Raw genomic sequence first — 15227 nt, 5'->3', positions numbered from 1 at the left:
CGATGCCGCAAATGGCACCGGCCTTGGGTGGATCCAGATTCAGTCTGCCAGTGCGCTGTCCACGGCGCTGTCCAGATCGGCAGTGCACTCGTTGGATGCGATCACCATGACAATGGTGTTGCCCTTGAAGGCGATAACAGCGTTCTCCACGTTATCCTGCGCCTGAGCAAACTCGGCGTAGTTGCCGTAGAAGGCCACCTGATCCTGCTGGTAGGAAGCCAGCTGGTTGGCTACGTCCTCGGCCTTGCCGTCGGCAGCTTCGAGCACCAGCACCAGACCGGCATCGCCGTTGTCGTTGCTCTTCACGCCCTTGTAGCTCACCACATCATCTGCCTGCAGACCGAAATCGTACTCAATGTTCATGGCTGCGATCTCGAACTGGTTGGAGATGGGGTCGGCTTCCAGCAGAGCATTGAAAACACCGTCCAGTGCATCAGAGCCGTTCTCGGCAGCATTGTCCACAACAGCGGATGCGGCGGCGCTGGAAGCGGGAGATTCCGCAGCAGCGGTGGAAACGGAGGAGGGAGCGGCCGAAGAGCTGGCGGAACCGCCGCAGCCAGTAAGAGCGACAGCAGCCAGCGCGCCGGTGAGAGCAATTGTAAAGATTTTTGTGCGATTTATCATAAAATATTCCTTCTTTTGTTCAAAACATTTTTGCAGCTGCCCAAAGCGGTCCTGCATCAGGGCAGACTATTGTTATCTTACCATAACTGTGTGCAAAATGCAACGAAAAGCCCCTCGGTTTTACGGATTTTTAACCGGTGATCTTCTCCCCTGCAGCAAGCTTCTGCAGCACGGCAACGGCATCCTCAAAGCACAGGCCGCTCTGCTGGATCAGGGCCGCATTTTCCGGCCCCACATAGCGCCAGTGCCACGGCTCGTAGGTGATCTCGGTAACGGCTTCTGCGTTTTTGGGGTACCGCAGGATGAAGCCGTATTCCACGGCATGGGCGCTCAGCCAGCGGAAGGCCTCGGTGTTTTCAAAGCCCTCGGTCAGGTCGGTGTGCTCCGGGCTGTTCAGGTCGGCAGCAAGGCCGCAGTTGTGTTCCGAGTAGCCCGGCGGGTTCACGATATTTGCCGCCTGCTTTTTCGCTTCGGCTTCGCTCAGGCCCTTATTGCGGAAATACTGGGTCTTTTGGTCGTAGAGGTTCTTCTGGTAGTCCACGCTGCGGTAGCCGCTCTGCATCCAGATGGTCACGCCGTCCTTTGCGGCGGCGGCCTGCATGGCGAGGAACGCATCGGCGGCTTCGGTCTGCAGGGTCTTGTTCACAGCGGTGGCCGAGCCGCACGCCTTGGTGGTAAAGGTATGATCGTCCGGCATTTTGTTCGTGTGGTTCACCAGCACCATGCGGGGATCATCCAGAATGGCCTGCGCCTGCCGGGCGGTCAGCAGACTGCTTTCTGCCTCTGATGCTGCCGAGGCGCTGGACGTGGAAGTTGCCGAGGCGGCAGGCACAGCGGAACGGCTGTGCAGCACGAACGAGGCCCCGCCCACGGCAATGCAGGCCACGACGGTAACGGTGAGCACGCGCCGCACGGCGGGCCGCAGATGGCGGCGGTGATGAGGATGGACAGACGGATTCATCTGGAATACCTTCTTTCCGGTGGATGTGCATAGAGTTTGCTTCCTATGGGCAAGCTATGCCCGGAGGGGAAACAATATGAAAATGACAGCACAGGAATATGCGCGCCGGGTGCGGCGCATCGGGCCGCACTCGCCCTTGGGGCTGGACTGCCTGTGGGCTTTTGGCGTGGGCGGCGGCATCTGCCTGCTGGGCGAAGTGCTGCGCCAGAGCTATCTTGCCATGGGCGTGGAAGCCGACCTTGCCGGCACCCTGACCAGCTGCAGCCTGATCGTGCTCTCAGCGGTGCTTACCACGCTGGGCTGGTACCAGAAGCTGGCCGCAAAGGCCGGGGCCGGGTCGCTGGTGCCCATCACAGGCTTTGCCAATGCAGTGGTCAGCGCGGCCATCGAGTTCAAGGCCGAGGGCCGGGTGCTGGGTACCGGGGCCAAGATGTTCACCATTGCCGGGCCGGTGATCGTGTACGGCACGCTGGCGGCGGTGGTGTACGGCGCGGTGCTGTGGGTGCTGGGCATGGCGGGTGTGCCTGTGCTGTCATAAACACGGGCAAGTGTGCCGTAAGATTGCAGCATGATGTTATTATACAACATTTTATGGAACGTTTTTCATCTATTTTCCACGAAGGAGAAATTTTGCCTATGACGGTCCGGTGCGGGGATACCCTGCTGTTCCAGACACTGCCGGTGATCGCTGCGGGTGCAGCGGTGGGCGGCAAAAAAGAGAGCGAAGGCCCGCTGGCGGCAGAGTTCGACGAGCTGAGCGCAGACAACCGCTTTGGCCAGTCCAACTGGGAAGCTGCGGAAAAATACCTGCAGCTGCGCGCCGCGCGGCTGTGCCTGCAAAAGGCGGCGCTTCCGCAGGAAAAGGTGCAGCTGGCCCTTGCCGGGGATCTGCAGGCCCAGTGCACGGCATCCAGCTATGCCATGCGGGAGCTGGGCGTGCCCTTTGCCGGGTTGTTCGGGGCCTGCAGCACCATGGCCGAGGGCCTTGCGCTGGGTGCTGTTCTGTGCGAGGGCGGTGCTGTGCGCAATCTGCTGGCCATGGCTTCCAGCCACTTCTGCGCGGCAGAGCGGCAGTTCCGCACGCCGCTGAGCTACGGCGCGGTGCGCACGCCTACGGCCCAGTGGACTGCCACCGCTGCCGGATGCTGCCTTTTGCAGCCGCAGGGCGAAGGCGTTGGCATTGCCGCTGCCACCTTTGGCCGTGTGCAGGATTATCAGGTAAAGGACATCAACAATATGGGGGCTGCCATGGCCCCGGCAGCGGCTTCCACCCTGCTGCACTATTTTAAGGATACCGGCACCGAACCGCAGGAGTTCGACTGCATCTATACCGGCGACCTTGGGCAGGTTGGCAGTCAGCTGCTGCGGGAGCTGCTGGCCGCAGAAGGCTTGCTGATCAAAAACCATGTGGACTGCGGGTGCATCCTGTTCGACGCAAACGAGCAGAGCGTAAAGAGCGGCGGCTCCGGCCCGGGCTGCTGCGCGGCGGTGCTGTGCGGGCACATCCTGCCGCGCCTGCGCCGGGGCAGCCAGAAGCGGGTGCTGTTCACAGCCACCGGGGCCCTGATGAGCCAGACCACCTTTTTGCAGAAGGAGACCATCCCGGCGGTGGCGCATCTGGTGGAGCTGCGTGCGCCGGAAAAGGAGAAGTAAGATGAACTATTTCTGGGCTTTCTGTGTGGGCGGGGCCATCTGCGTGGCGGGACAGCTGCTCATCGACCTGACCGGCCTGACCCCGGCCCGCATCCTGACTGGATATGTGGTGGCGGGCGTGGTGCTTTCGGCCATTGGGTGGTATGCCCCGCTGGCCGAGTTTGCCGGGTGCGGGGCCACGGTTCCCCTGCTGGGCTTCGGCCATCTGCTGGCAAAGGGCGTGCGCACCGCGCTGCAGGAAGAAGGTGCTGTGGGCATCCTCACCGGCGGGCTGACCGCCGCTGCGGCCGGTGTTACCACCAGCCTTGTGTGCGGCGTGGTGTGCAGCTGGGTGGGCAAAAGTCACGACCAGAACTGAAGAAGAAATACACCAGAACATTGTCACTTTGTCCGCCACCCTTCGCCCTGTTTTTCCACCGCACTGCGGTAAACTGTGCAAAACAGGAGGTGATGCGGATGAAGCACCGCTGGACGACCCTTTTGTGGGAGCTTTGGGCTGCACAGGCCTTGTGCGCGGTGGCAGCCCTGCCGCCGGGCAGTGCGTTCCATACATGCCCGGCACTGGCGCTGCCGGGGCTGGCCCTTGCGGCGGCGGTGCCCACGGCATGGGCTGCGTGGGCGCTGCTGGCCGAGCCGCCCGACGGCCTGCCGCCGGAGCAGCTTCTGGAGCAGGCACCGGGGTTCGATTTTGCCACCCTGTGCGATTTTGAGCGGCCTGCTGCCGTGCCCTGAAAAGCGGGCAAAACAAAAACCCCTGTGCCGGGAACCCGGTACAGAGGTTTTGTTCGTCAATCAGAAAGCGATCAAGCGTTCTTGTTAGCACGCTTTGCCATACGGCTGATCTTGCGGCTGGCGGTGTTCTTTTTGATGACACCCTTAGCGCGAGCCTTGTCGATCGCGGAAACAGCAGCCAGGACGGTTGCGTCCTTGTCAGCGGCATTCGCATCGATGGCAGCGTCTGCCTTCTTGACGACTGTTTTCAGGTTGGTCTTAATGGCCTTGTTGTGAGCCTGCTCTGCAGCAGCCTGCACGACGCGGTCCTTCTGAGATTTGATGTTAGGCATTCGTTCCACCTCCTTGGCTACCTATAACAGCGCACCCTATGATACCATATTTCGCGTACCAGCGCAAGCGTTTTTTTGATTTTTGTTTAGAAAAGTTTTATTTTTTCCATACTTTCTGCGTGCAGAGGGGGCATTTGGCCCCAAAACAGGCAGGAGGAGCAGAAAAATGCGTTTTACCGATATGGCAGACGAGATGTTTGGCGCGGCACAGGGGGCGCTGCCTGCCGGGGTAAGGCTTGCCACAGCAAAGCGCGGCGGGGTCACAATAACGCGGGTGGAGATCGCGCGCGAAGGGATGGCGAAGCCCCGCGGACGGTATGTCACGCTGGAAATGCCCAGCGTCAGCGTGCTGGACGAGCGGGACGCTGCGGTGATCGAGACCTGTGCGGCAGAACTGCGCGCCCTGCTGCCGCCGGAAGGGCCGGTGCTGGTGCTGGGCATCGGGAACCGGCGGGTCACGGCGGATGCCCTCGGCCCGCGCACGGCGCAGAAGATTTTAGTCACCATGGGGCCGCAGCACACGCTGCCGGTAAAAGGCATCCGGCCGGTGGCCGCCATTGCGCCGGGGGTGTCGGCCTCCACCGGGCTGACTCTGCGCCAGCTGGCCGGGGCCATGGTGGAAGCGGTGCGGCCGGCGGCCCTGATCTGCGTGGACAGCCTTTGCAGTGCCGAGGGTGCGCGGCTGGGCCGCAGCGTGCAGTTCTCCGACACCGGGCTGTACCCGGCGCAGGCGGATCATGCAAAGCATCTGGACGCGGCAGCGCTGGGCGTGCCGGTGATCGCGGCGGGCATCCCCACCTTGATGGATTCGGACGAAGGAGCAGATCTTGTGGTCACGCCCCGGGCGCTGGACAGCGTGATCGCCCACGGCTCGGCTCTTCTGGCCGGTGCCATCAACCGGGCCTTGCAGCCAAGGCTCAGCGTGGCGCAGCTGTTCTGGCTGGCGGGGTAACACCGGTGGGCCGGAAGGGAGGTTATTTTATGCGCAGCAAAGCACTGCCGCCCGCCCGGGCGCAGGGGCATATCGTGCCGTTTCTGGAAGCGGCTGCTCTGTTTGCCGCACTGTGCATCTTTGCCCGCACGGCGGCACTGATGCTGGCTGCGGCCATTACTGCACCGCTGCCAATGGCCGAAACTCTTTTCTGGCTGGGGCGGCAGTCCGCACAGGAGCAGCCCGCATCATCTGTGCAGGTGGAAGCCGCACCGGACAGCACACCGGAAGCGGCGGCATCCTCTCTGCCGCAGGCCGTGCAGGCGCTGACCGGGAACATTGAGGACTACCTTGTGCCGCTGCTGGGCGAGGAAGCCCGCCCGGCGGATGCGGGTACTGTCATTGAAAAAAATTATCCGCAGGGCAGCGGCGAAAAGTACATTCCCTGCGGGGCGGGCAGCATCAAAAACAATACCCGGCAGACGGCGGCAGACATTGCGGCGGAGATCGAGAATCCGCTGCCCTTTGCCATTGAGCCGAACAGTCCCGACCCGCAGGTGCTGGTGATGCACACTCACGCCACCGAGGACTACCGCCTTTCGGCCGGGCTGTGGTTTGCCCCCGGCGATGGTGCCCGCAGCACCGACTGCAGCGTGAACATGTGCGCGGTGGGCCGTGTGGTGGCCGATACCCTCAATGCGGCAGGCATCAACACCCTGCACGACGAGACCCTGAACGACTACCCCAGCTACACCGGAAGCTATGCCAACAGCCGGGCCGTGGTGCAGCAGTATCTGGCCCGGTATCCCAGCATCAAGGTGGTGCTGGATGTCCACCGGGATGCCATCGAGACGGAAAGCGGCAGCCGCTATGCCCCGGTGTGCACGGTGGACGGGCGGCAGGCCGCACAGGTCATGATCATCTGCGGGTGCGACAACGGCACCACCGTTCAGCTGCCGGGCTGGCGGCAGAATCTGCGCTTTGCCGCTGCGTGGGAGCGCAGCATGGAAGGAATGTACCCCGGTTTTACCCGGCCGGTGCTGTTCAGCTACCGGTTCTACAATCAGGATCTGACAACCGGCAGCCTGCTCATTGAGATCGGCGGGCACGGCAATAACCTGAACGAGGCTCTTTATGCCGGGCAGCTGGCGGCAAAGGGCCTTGCTGCCGCATTGCTGGGCGGTGCTTGACAAAACGCCGCCAAAGTGCTATTTTTTAAAGGTCAAATGCAAAGATCGGGAAAAGTAGCGCGGGCCGTCCGGCCCAGAGAGTGCGGCACAGCTGAGAGCCGCGCCCGCACGCCGCGTGAACGAACACCCGGGAGCAGCAAACTGAACATGGCAGCTGCCATTAGTAGGTGCGCCGCAGGCCCTGCGTTACAGGGGCAGCGCTTTTATTGAGCGCGTGAGCGACCGGACACTTCCGGTAATTCAGGTGGCACCGCGGACATTACAAGACAGCTTGTTCGCCCTGAACTTTCAGGGAGAACAAAGCTGTCTTTTTCATTTTATATCGAAAGGGAGAACAAACACTATGGAACGCACTGAGATCGTTTCGCTGTTCAAAAACACCCCCGCCGACGGCACCGAGATCACCGTCTGCGGCTGGGCAAAGAACATCCGCGACTCCAAGAACATCGGCTTCATCGCCCTGTCGGACGGCGGCTGCTTCAAGACCCTGCAGGTCGTGCTGGAAGCAGGCAAGCTGGCAAACTACGATGAGGTGATCCACACCGGTCTGTACAGCAGCCTGCGCGTCAAGGGCAAGCTGGTGCTCACCCCGCAGGCAAAGCAGCCCTTTGAGCTGAATGCCGACAGTGTGGAGATCCTGGGCGACTGCCCGGCGGACGAGTATCCGCTGCAGAAAAAGAAGATGAGCATGGAATATCTGCGCACCATGCCTACCCTGCGCCCCCGCACCAACACCTTCAACGCCGCTTTCCGCGTGCGCAGCGCTGCTGCCTACGCCATCCACAAGTTCTTCCAGGAGAACGGCTTCGTTTACTCTCACTCTCCGCTGCTCACCTCTTCCGACTGTGAGGGCGCAGGCGAGATGTTCCGCGTGACCACCCTCGACCTTGAGAATGTGCCCAAGAACGAGGACGGCACCGTGGATTATACGCAGGACTTTTTCGAGAAGCCGGTCAACCTGACCGTTTCCGGCCAGCTGGAAGCCGAGGCCATGGCTATGGCATTCGGCAAGGTGTACACCTTCGGCCCCACCTTCCGTGCCGAGAAGAGCTTTACCACCCGTCACGCCGCCGAGTTCTGGATGATCGAGCCGGAGATGGCATTCTGCGATCTGTCCGGCTACATGGACACCGCCGAGGCCATGACCAAGTACGTTATCCGCTACGTGCTGGACAACTGCCCGGATGAAATGGCCTTCTTTAACCAGTTCATCGACAAGGGCCTCATCGAGCGTCTGGAGCTGGTGGCAAACAGCGAGTTTGGCCGCATCAGCTACACCGAGGCCATCGAGATCCTGAAGAAGAACAACAAGAAGTTCCAGTTCCCTGTGGAGTGGGGCGTGGACATCCAGACCGAGCACGAGCGCTACCTGACCGAGGTGGTGTTCAAGAAGCCTGTATTCGTCACCGACTACCCGAAGGAGATCAAGAGCTTCTACATGAAGCAGAACCCGGACGGCAAGACCGTGGCAGCCGCAGATATGCTGGTGCCCGGCATCGGCGAGCTGATCGGCGGCAGCCAGCGTGAAGAGAACTACGACAAGCTGGTGGCCCGCATGGACGAGCTGGGCATGGACAAGACCAACTACGACTGGTACCTGAACCTGCGCAAGTTCGGCGGCGTGGAGCACGCCGGCTACGGCTTGGGCTTCGAGCGCATGATCATGTACCTCACGGGCATCCAGAACATCCGTGACGTGCTGCCCTTCCCCCGCACTGCATACGGCTTCTGATAAGCGCGCATACTTTTACCGGGCTGCTGCACCTTGCGGCGGCCCGTTTTTTGATAAGGAGCACAAAACAAGTGGAAAACATTTCCTCTGCCCTGCTGGACTGGTTTTACAAAAACCACCGCATCCTGCCCTTCCGCACCGACCCCAGCCCCTACCATGTGTGGCTCAGCGAGATCATGCTGCAGCAGACCCGGGTCTCGGCGGCACTGCCCTACTACGAACGTTTCCTCGCCGCCCTGCCGGACATTCCGGCCCTTGCCGCCTGCGAAGAGGAAAAGCTGCACAAACTCTGGGAGGGTCTTGGCTACTACAGCCGGGTGCGCAACCTGCAAAAGGCTGCACGCATCGTCTGCGAGCAGTACGGCGGACAGCTGCCCGCCGACTATGATGCCCTGCGCGCCCTGCCCGGCATCGGGGACTACACGGCGGGAGCCGTTGCGTCCATCAGCTTCGGTATCCCGGTGCCCGCCGTGGACGGCAATGTGCTGCGGGTGTTCTCCCGTTTGTACAACGACCCCGCTGCCGTCACGGAACCGGCAGTGAAAAAAGCGTTCACCGCCCGCGTGATGGAGCACCAGCCGCCGGATGCGCCCGGCGACTACAATCAGGCCCTTATGGAGCTGGGAGCGCTGGTCTGCGTGCCGAACGGTGCGCCCCTGTGCGAAAAATGCCCGCTTGCCCACCTGTGCGCCGCCTGTGCTGCGGGCACTGCATTGGAGCTGCCCCGCAAAGCAGCGCCCAAGCCCCGCAGACTGCAGCCTGTGACGCTGGCCCTGCTGGAAAGCCCGGCAGGCTTCCTTTTGCAGCAGCGGCCCCAAAAGGGCCTGCTTGCCGGGCTGTGGCAGCCGGTACTGTGGGAGGGTGAAGCCCTCGCAGCCGGAGAGGTCCTTGCCCGCCTGCAGGCCATGGGGCTGGATACCGGCACCGCCGCGCCGGAAGCGCTGCCCGCTGCAAAGCACATCTTCAGCCACATCGAGTGGCATATGAACGGCATCCTGCTGCATGTGCCCGCCCAAGATGCTCCGGCAGGCTGCGTCTGGGCCAGCCGGGAAGCTTTGCAGGCGGAGTATACCCTGCCCGGTGCGTTTAAGTCATATAAGAAGCTTATGGTATGAAATTTTGGCCTTTTTGACCTGAATGGTTGTAATTTTTGACAGGAACGGGTATAATAAAAGCCAACAAGCACTGGAATGAAAGCTGAAACATCGTTTCAACGAAAAAAGGAGTGTATTGAACCTATGAAGAAATCTTGTCTGGTCGCTGTGATCACTGTTCTGGCCGCTGTTGCCGGTGCCCTTGCTGCTGTTGCTGTTTACCTGCACCGCCGTGAGAAGGAGCTGGACGAGTACGAGCGTCTGCTGTTCGGCGAGGACGATGCTGCAACGGTAGAGCCGGAGGCTGCTGCCGAAGAGGCTGCCCCTGCAGAGGATGCTGCAGAATAAAAAACACGAACCGTAAACCTTCGGGCGCACCGGCAGTCTGCAAAAGGCTGTGCCGGTGCGCCCTTTTTGCTACATAGAAGGAGTGTATCATGAAGCGTTTTCTGCTCTGGCTCGTGGGTGTGGTGCTAGGCGTAGGCATCTTTCTGGGCGCAGTGATGGGCGTGAGCTATGCCTTTACCACCGAGGGCGGCTGCCCGGACAGCACCGCGCAGTTTGGCACTGAAGCGCTGAAACCCAACGGCTGGTGCTGGCAGGTGCCGCTCATCGGCGGAAAGCTCGATAAGGTGTTCGCCAGCCCCGCCACCCTCACGGTGCAGAAGCTGGGCACGCTGTACACGGCCCACCCGGCCATCACCCTGCCGGACTGGGCCAGCTACACCACCCTCACCATCCAGAACGCCTATGGCAGCATTGTATTTGTGGGCAGTGTGAGCGATTATCAAAGCTTTTTGTTCCCGACCAACGGCGAATATAAGGCAGAGCTATCGGTCTGGCGGGTGCCGGAGGGCGGCATGGCCACCCAATTTGAGGGCGGCAGCACCGGCTCAGTGCGCAAAAATCTGGGGCTGGAAAAGCCCGCAAAGCCCACCGGCTGGTATCGTTATGCCTTCCGGTTCACCCTGCAGGCCAGCGCGGAGGTGGAGCTTTCCGCCGAGCGGGTGGAGCAGGGCGGTATTGTGGGCCTGCGCATCTCCGGCATGACCGGCGATGCAGCACCCACGGTGGAAACAGACCTCGGCAATGTGCAGTGCGTGCGTGCAGCCGATGGCTGGCGGGCCTATATCCCGGCGGCATACAACGCTTCCTCCGGCGGGCATGAGGTGAACATTACCGTGAATGGCGAGACCATCACCCGCAGCATCATCGTGCTGCCCAAGGATTTTGGCACGGTGGACGTGGAGCCGGAACCGGATGCATCGGATGCGGCAAACACCCAGTTCCGCAATGCAGTCTGGGGCCTGTACGAAGCGCCCGCGCGGGAAAAAATGTGGCAGGGCGGCTTTGTGAACCCGGTGGAAAGCTACACCACCCTTGTGGATTACGGTCAGGTCAGGGTGGCGAACGGCAGGCAGGGCAGCCGTTCCAACTCCACAAAGCTTTATACCATTCCCGGCGAGCCCTGCCGCGCCCCGGCAAACGGCGTGGTGGTGCTGGCCGAAGAGCTGGCCCTTACCGGCAACACGGTGGTCATCGACCATGGCTGCGGGATGCGCAGCTACCTGTACGGGCTGCAGACTCTTTCCGTCTCTGCCGGGCAGACGGTGGAAAAGGGGCAGGCTGTAGGCGTGCTGGGCGAGGAGCTGACCATGGACTTCAAGCTTGGCAGCAAGAGCGTGAACCCGTGGATGCTGTTCCAGACCAGCGGCGGATTGTTCTGGAAGGAGAACAGCTGACGATTTTAAATGGCCTCCGCTTTGCGCTGGCCATAAACAGCGGAATTTTTATTTTTATAAGAGCAATGCCGGACGGCCTGCGGGCTGTCCGGCATTGCATTTTCACAGAAAGAGTCATAAAGAAAACCGGCATCATCTGCCGGTTTCGATCTTTTGCGTGAAAAAAGGGTCCTGAAAAGCCCGCAGGCTTTTCAGGACCCAAACATAAAAGAAGAATTCCTCTAAATACGGCCAGAGCGAAGCGGAGGCTGTTCCGATGGTCAAACCATCAGGAAATGGCATCCACGTCCCACTTCATGCGGACGGCATCGGCACCGTCCAGTTTGATGTTCAGCGCACCGGCGTTGTCCATCACCTGCTGCGGAGTGCGGGCACCGCACAGCACATGCAGGCCGGGGATCATACGGGCGGTCAGGGCGATCACCAGCTGTGCCAGAGAGCAGTCGTATTTCTCGGTCAGGTCGCCCCACTTTGCCAGCATGTCCAGCGCCTGTGCCCGGCGGGCGGGCTGGAAGCTGGGGTTCGAGTTGCGGGTGCTGCCCTCGGGATAGGTGGTTTCCATAGTCACCTTGCCGGTCAGCAGGCCCTGCTCCAGCGGAGAGTATGCCTGCACGGATACGCCCAGCTCCTTGCAGGTAGGCAGCAGCTGCTTTTCCACACGGCGGGTGAGCAGACTGTACTTTTCCTGAATGACATCCAGCTGGCCGTACTTGCAGTAGCCGCGGATGATGTCCGCAGTGACGTTGGATGCACCGATGGCACGGATCTTGCCCTGCTCCTTCAGCTTCATCATAGCTTCCACCGTCTCTTCCAGCGGGTAGATGCCGAAATCGGGGGTCTGCCAGTGGGTGTACAGCACATCCAGATGATCGGTGTGCAGGCGGCGCAGGCTGTCCTCCACATCCTCGATGATGCTCTTTGCAGAAAGGTCGCGGTAAACGGTGGTGCCGTCCACGACCTTGTGCAGCACCGGTGTTTCATGCCGCCACTCCAGACCGCACTTGGTGGAAAGCACCACCTTGTCGCGGTCGATGTGCTTCATGGCTTCGCCCACCACGGTCTCGCTGTGGTACAGGCCGTAGATGGGCGCGGTGTCGATCCACTGGATGCCCTGCTCCACAGCAGTCTGGATGGCCTTGACTGAAAGGCTGTCGTCGTTGTCGCCCCACCATGCACCGCCGCCGATGGCCCAGGTGCCCATGCCGAGAAATGGCACCTGAATGCCGCTTTTGCCAATATTGATGTTTTGCATATACTTCCCTCCATGCCAGCAGTGTTCCCCGCAATGGGAGCAGCTCATTCCATAACTGGCATTTTTCGTTGTATTTTTTGTGTTTTATAAAAAGAGCCGCAGCCGCGGGACATTCCCGCACCGCAGCTCTCTTTCAACTCAGATATTGCCGAACTCGCTCAGTTTCAGCGTTTCGTTGTGGGTCTCAGCCCAGCGCACCGCCCAGTCGGAGGTGAACAGCAGCAGGCGGTTGCCCTTCATATCCTCCACAGCCTTGGTGTCGCTGGTCAGGTCCAGATCCCGCAGGTTGTAGGTGTCGGGGTCGTTCTGCACCCAGCGCAGCTGTTCAAAGGGCAGCTGCTGCATCCGGATCTCCACGTTGTACTCGGTGTTCAGGCGGTACTCCAGCACTTCCAGCTGCAGCACGCCGACCACGCCGACTACCACTTCTTCCATGCCGCCGCCCACTTCGCGGAAGATCTGGATGGCACCCTCCTGCGCGATCTGCTCCATGCCCTTCACGAACTGCTTGCGCTTCATGGTGTCCTTCTGCTCAATGCGGGCAAAGTGCTCCGGCGAGAAGGTGGGGATGCCTGCGAACTGGACCTTCTTTTTGCCGGTGCACAGGGTGTCGCCGATGGAGAAGATGCCCGGGTCGAACAGGCCGATGATGTCGCCGGCGTAGGCCTCGTCCACGATGGCGCGGTCCTGCGCCATCAGCTGGGTGCCGGTGGCCAGCTTGATGTTCTTGCCCTCCTGCACATGGAAGGCCTCCATGCCGCGCTCGAACTTGCCGGAGCAGATGCGCATAAAGGCGATGCGGTCGCGGTGGGCCTTGTTCATGTTGGCCTGAATTTTAAAGATGAAGGCAGAGAATTCGTCGCGGCAGGGGTCTACGGTCTCGCCGGTCAGGCTGTCCACGCGGGCCAGCGGGGTGGGGGTGAGCCGCAGGAAGTTCTCCAGAAAAGGCTCCACGCCGAAGTTGGTCAGAGCGGAACCAAAGAACACGGGGCTCAGCTCGCCGCGCAGCACCTTCTCGAGGTCAAATTCCTCGGCGGCGCCGTCCAACAGCTCGATCTCATCCACCAGCTGCTGGTGCAGATACGGGGTGAGCAGCTCGTCCAGTGCGGGATCGCCCAGCTCGGCCTCGGTCTCATCCACCTTCTTCACGCCGTTGGCGCGGCCGTCGCTGGAAAATGCCAGCACCTTGCGGGTGTTGCGGTCGAACACGCCCTTGAACTCCTTACCGCAGCCGATGGGCCAGTTCATGGGGTAGGTCTTGATGCCCAAAATCTCCTCAATGTTCTCCATCAACTCAAAGGGGTCGCGGGCTTCGCGGTCCATCTTGTTGATGAAGGTGAAGATGGGGATGTGGCGCAGGGTGCACACCTTGAACAGCTTGATGGTCTGGGCCTCAACGCCCTTTGCAGCGTCGATGACCATGACGGCAGAGTCTGCCGCCATCAGGGTGCGGTAGGTGTCCTCCGAGAAGTCCTGATGGCCCGGGGTGTCCAGAATGTTCACGCACTTGCCCGCGTAGTTGAACTGCAGGACAGAAGAGGTGACGGAAATACCGCGCTGCTTCTCAATGTCCATCCAGTCGGACACGGCGTGCTTTGCGCTCTGCTTGCCCTTGACGGAGCCTGCCTGATTGATGGCTCCGCCGTACAGCAGCAGCTTTTCGGTCAGAGTGGTCTTACCGGCGTCGGGATGGCTGATGATCGCAAACGTCCGGCGGCGCTCGATTTCTTCACGATTTGTCATAAACTGTAGATCTCCTGATAAACCTGCTGTGGAGCAGGAAGTGGATTTTTGCATTTAGTATGTCCGGTTGGACTTTGCCGGGCTCGCCCTCTCAGGCGCTAACGCGCCAGCTCCCCCAAAGTGGGAGCCCTTGGCAGTCCACGCAAAGTGCATCTTTTTGCCAAGGCCTCTCCCTTTGGGAGAGGTGGATTTGCGAAGCAAAGACGGAGAGGGCGAGGCCGTCTTTTTACACATACGTACCCTATTTTATCCGAAAACGCTCCATAATGCAAGTGTTTTCGTTATTTTTTCAGGATGATGCAGGGCAGAGGGGCGGTTTCGGCCCAGTTGGCAAAATCACACACCAGAACGGTAAAACTTTTGAGCGGAAGTGCCCGGAGATATTCCAGCACCGTCTGCTTTTCATCCGTGCCGATGACCTGCCCGCTGTAGAGGATGGCGCTCACCACGCCGCCGGGGCGCACGGCTTCCAAAGCCGCCTGCAGGGCGGGGATGCTGCTCTGCGCGGTGGAGAACACTGCGTGGTCGGCCCCGGGCAGCCAGCCAAAGTTGAACATCACCGCATCTGCCGTGCCGGGCTGCACAATCTGTAAAAGGTCTGCGTGGCTCTGGCAGTGCAGCTCATACCGGGCGGCAGACACGCCCAGCTGCTCCAGATGCTTCCGGGTGGATGCAATGGCAGCTTCCTGCACGTCAAAGCCGACTACCTTTCCTTCCGGCGCGGTGATGCCGCACAGGAAGGCCGTGTCGCCGCCGTTGCCGCAGGTAGCATCGATGCAAAGGCGCGGCTGTGCCAGCCGCGCGGCCAGAAAGTCCTGCACGAACTTGACGGCGGTCAGGTCCGGCGTGCGGCGGCGCACCAGCTGCCTGCCTTCTGCCGCAAAGCCGAACTTTGCCCAGAACGCAAGCTCTGCGGCATCGGCGGGCAGCGGGGCGGTAAATACGGTAGCCTTTTCGCGGTCGTATCCGGCGTAGGCGCGCAAAGTTTCTTTTAATAGATAGGAGCCGTAGCCTTTGCGCCGCCACTGCGGTTCGATGCCAAACGCGGTGATGGCAGCCCCCTTTGCGGCGGGCGTGAGCGCGCAGAAGCCGATCTGTGTTTTTTCCTTATAGAGGGCAAAGCCCTCGTCTGTGCGGTGCAGTTCCATGGTGTGTTCCTCCTGAATTTACGCTTTTACAATAGCAAGCGCAAAGGCCTCTGTCAAGGGCGGAAAGTGCGTCTTTTTTTCACAGTTTCTTCA

At 60.9% G+C, this 15227-nt stretch carries 16 protein-coding genes; 10 read left to right on the top strand and 6 right to left on the bottom strand.

Annotated elements, in window-relative coordinates:
• Window positions 1–39: 39 nt before the first annotated feature.
• Together DWY76_RS05810 and DWY76_RS05805 are read right to left on the bottom strand one after the other, a co-directional pair.
• On the bottom strand, window positions 40–624 hold the full coding sequence (locus DWY76_RS05810; protein ID WP_165852577.1) for a DUF4358 domain-containing protein: 585 nt from the start codon (window positions 622–624) through the stop codon (window positions 40–42).
• 130 nt (window positions 625–754) lie between these two features.
• On the bottom strand, window positions 755–1585 hold the full coding sequence (locus tag DWY76_RS05805) for a M15 family metallopeptidase (RefSeq protein WP_120020013.1): 831 nt from the start codon (window positions 1583–1585) through the stop codon (window positions 755–757).
• 76 nt (window positions 1586–1661) lie between these two features.
• Here DWY76_RS05805 and DWY76_RS05800 point away from each other — a divergent pair, with 76 nt between their 5' ends.
• The 4 genes from DWY76_RS05800 (at window position 1662) to DWY76_RS05785 (ending at window position 3970) form a co-directional block, all read left to right on the top strand.
• A complete protein-coding gene (locus DWY76_RS05800) occupies window positions 1662–2123 on the top strand; it encodes a SpoVA/SpoVAEb family sporulation membrane protein (protein ID WP_097774624.1) in 462 nt (153 codons plus the stop codon).
• Window positions 2124–2221: 98 nt separating this feature from the next.
• Window positions 2222–3238, top strand: a complete 1017-nt coding sequence (locus DWY76_RS05795; RefSeq protein ID WP_120080342.1) for a stage V sporulation protein AD — start codon at window positions 2222–2224, stop codon at window positions 3236–3238.
• Window position 3239: 1 nt separating this feature from the next.
• A complete protein-coding gene (locus DWY76_RS05790) occupies window positions 3240–3596 on the top strand; it encodes a SpoVA/SpoVAEb family sporulation membrane protein (RefSeq protein ID WP_005943559.1) in 357 nt (118 codons plus the stop codon).
• Between the two features lie 98 nt (window positions 3597–3694).
• Window positions 3695–3970, top strand: coding sequence for a peptidoglycan synthetase (locus tag DWY76_RS05785; protein WP_118527663.1), 276 nt, complete (start codon window positions 3695–3697; stop codon window positions 3968–3970).
• A 71-nt stretch (window positions 3971–4041) separates the two neighbouring features.
• Here DWY76_RS05785 and rpsT read toward each other — a convergent pair whose 3' ends face one another.
• On the bottom strand, window positions 4042–4302 hold the full coding sequence (gene rpsT, locus DWY76_RS05780; protein ID WP_005943554.1) for a 30S ribosomal protein S20: 261 nt from the start codon (window positions 4300–4302) through the stop codon (window positions 4042–4044).
• 166 nt (window positions 4303–4468) lie between these two features.
• Here rpsT and gpr point away from each other — a divergent pair, with 166 nt between their 5' ends.
• The 6 genes from gpr (at window position 4469) to DWY76_RS05750 (ending at window position 10991) form a co-directional block, all read left to right on the top strand.
• Complete coding sequence (gpr, locus tag DWY76_RS05775) at window positions 4469–5254, top strand: GPR endopeptidase (protein ID WP_120080340.1); 786 nt, start codon at window positions 4469–4471, stop codon at window positions 5252–5254.
• A gap of 29 nt (window positions 5255–5283) precedes the next feature.
• The gene (locus DWY76_RS05770; RefSeq protein ID WP_005943550.1) at window positions 5284–6423 is read left to right on the top strand and encodes a stage II sporulation protein P; all 1140 of its coding nucleotides are present in this window, start codon (window positions 5284–5286) and stop codon (window positions 6421–6423) included.
• Window positions 6424–6766: 343 nt separating this feature from the next.
• Window positions 6767–8155 (top strand): asparagine--tRNA ligase, encoded by a 1389-nt coding sequence (gene asnS / locus DWY76_RS05765; protein ID WP_120020016.1) that lies wholly within the window; start codon window positions 6767–6769, stop codon window positions 8153–8155.
• A 71-nt stretch (window positions 8156–8226) separates the two neighbouring features.
• Complete coding sequence (locus tag DWY76_RS05760) at window positions 8227–9270, top strand: A/G-specific adenine glycosylase (protein ID WP_120080338.1); 1044 nt, start codon at window positions 8227–8229, stop codon at window positions 9268–9270.
• Window positions 9271–9393: 123 nt separating this feature from the next.
• Window positions 9394–9597 carry a hypothetical protein gene (locus tag DWY76_RS05755; RefSeq protein WP_044953882.1) on the top strand — a complete coding sequence of 68 codons (204 nt, stop codon included), beginning with the start codon at window positions 9394–9396 and terminating at the stop codon, window positions 9595–9597.
• Between the two features lie 89 nt (window positions 9598–9686).
• The gene (locus tag DWY76_RS05750) at window positions 9687–10991 is read left to right on the top strand and encodes a M23 family metallopeptidase (protein ID WP_120080336.1); all 1305 of its coding nucleotides are present in this window, start codon (window positions 9687–9689) and stop codon (window positions 10989–10991) included.
• Between the two features lie 268 nt (window positions 10992–11259).
• Here DWY76_RS05750 and DWY76_RS05745 read toward each other — a convergent pair whose 3' ends face one another.
• The 3 genes from DWY76_RS05745 to DWY76_RS05735 all read right to left on the bottom strand — a co-directional run bounded on the left by DWY76_RS05745 (window position 11260) and on the right by DWY76_RS05735 (window position 15134).
• Window positions 11260–12243 carry an aldo/keto reductase gene (locus DWY76_RS05745; protein WP_120080334.1) on the bottom strand — a complete coding sequence of 328 codons (984 nt, stop codon included), beginning with the start codon at window positions 12241–12243 and terminating at the stop codon, window positions 11260–11262.
• A gap of 138 nt (window positions 12244–12381) precedes the next feature.
• Window positions 12382–13986 (bottom strand): peptide chain release factor 3, encoded by a 1605-nt coding sequence (locus DWY76_RS05740; RefSeq protein ID WP_120080332.1) that lies wholly within the window; start codon window positions 13984–13986, stop codon window positions 12382–12384.
• Window positions 13987–14267: 281 nt separating this feature from the next.
• Window positions 14268–15134 (bottom strand): GNAT family N-acetyltransferase, encoded by an 867-nt coding sequence (locus DWY76_RS05735; protein WP_120080330.1) that lies wholly within the window; start codon window positions 15132–15134, stop codon window positions 14268–14270.
• Window positions 15135–15227: the final 93 nt, after the last annotated feature.

The sequence above is a fragment of the Faecalibacterium sp. AF27-11BH genome (assembly GCF_003603005.1).
Classification (GTDB): Bacteria; Bacillota; Clostridia; order Oscillospirales; family Ruminococcaceae; genus Faecalibacterium; species Faecalibacterium taiwanense.
The sequence above is the reverse complement of the archived record's forward strand: the minus strand, read 5'-3'. Positions and strand labels throughout refer to the sequence as shown.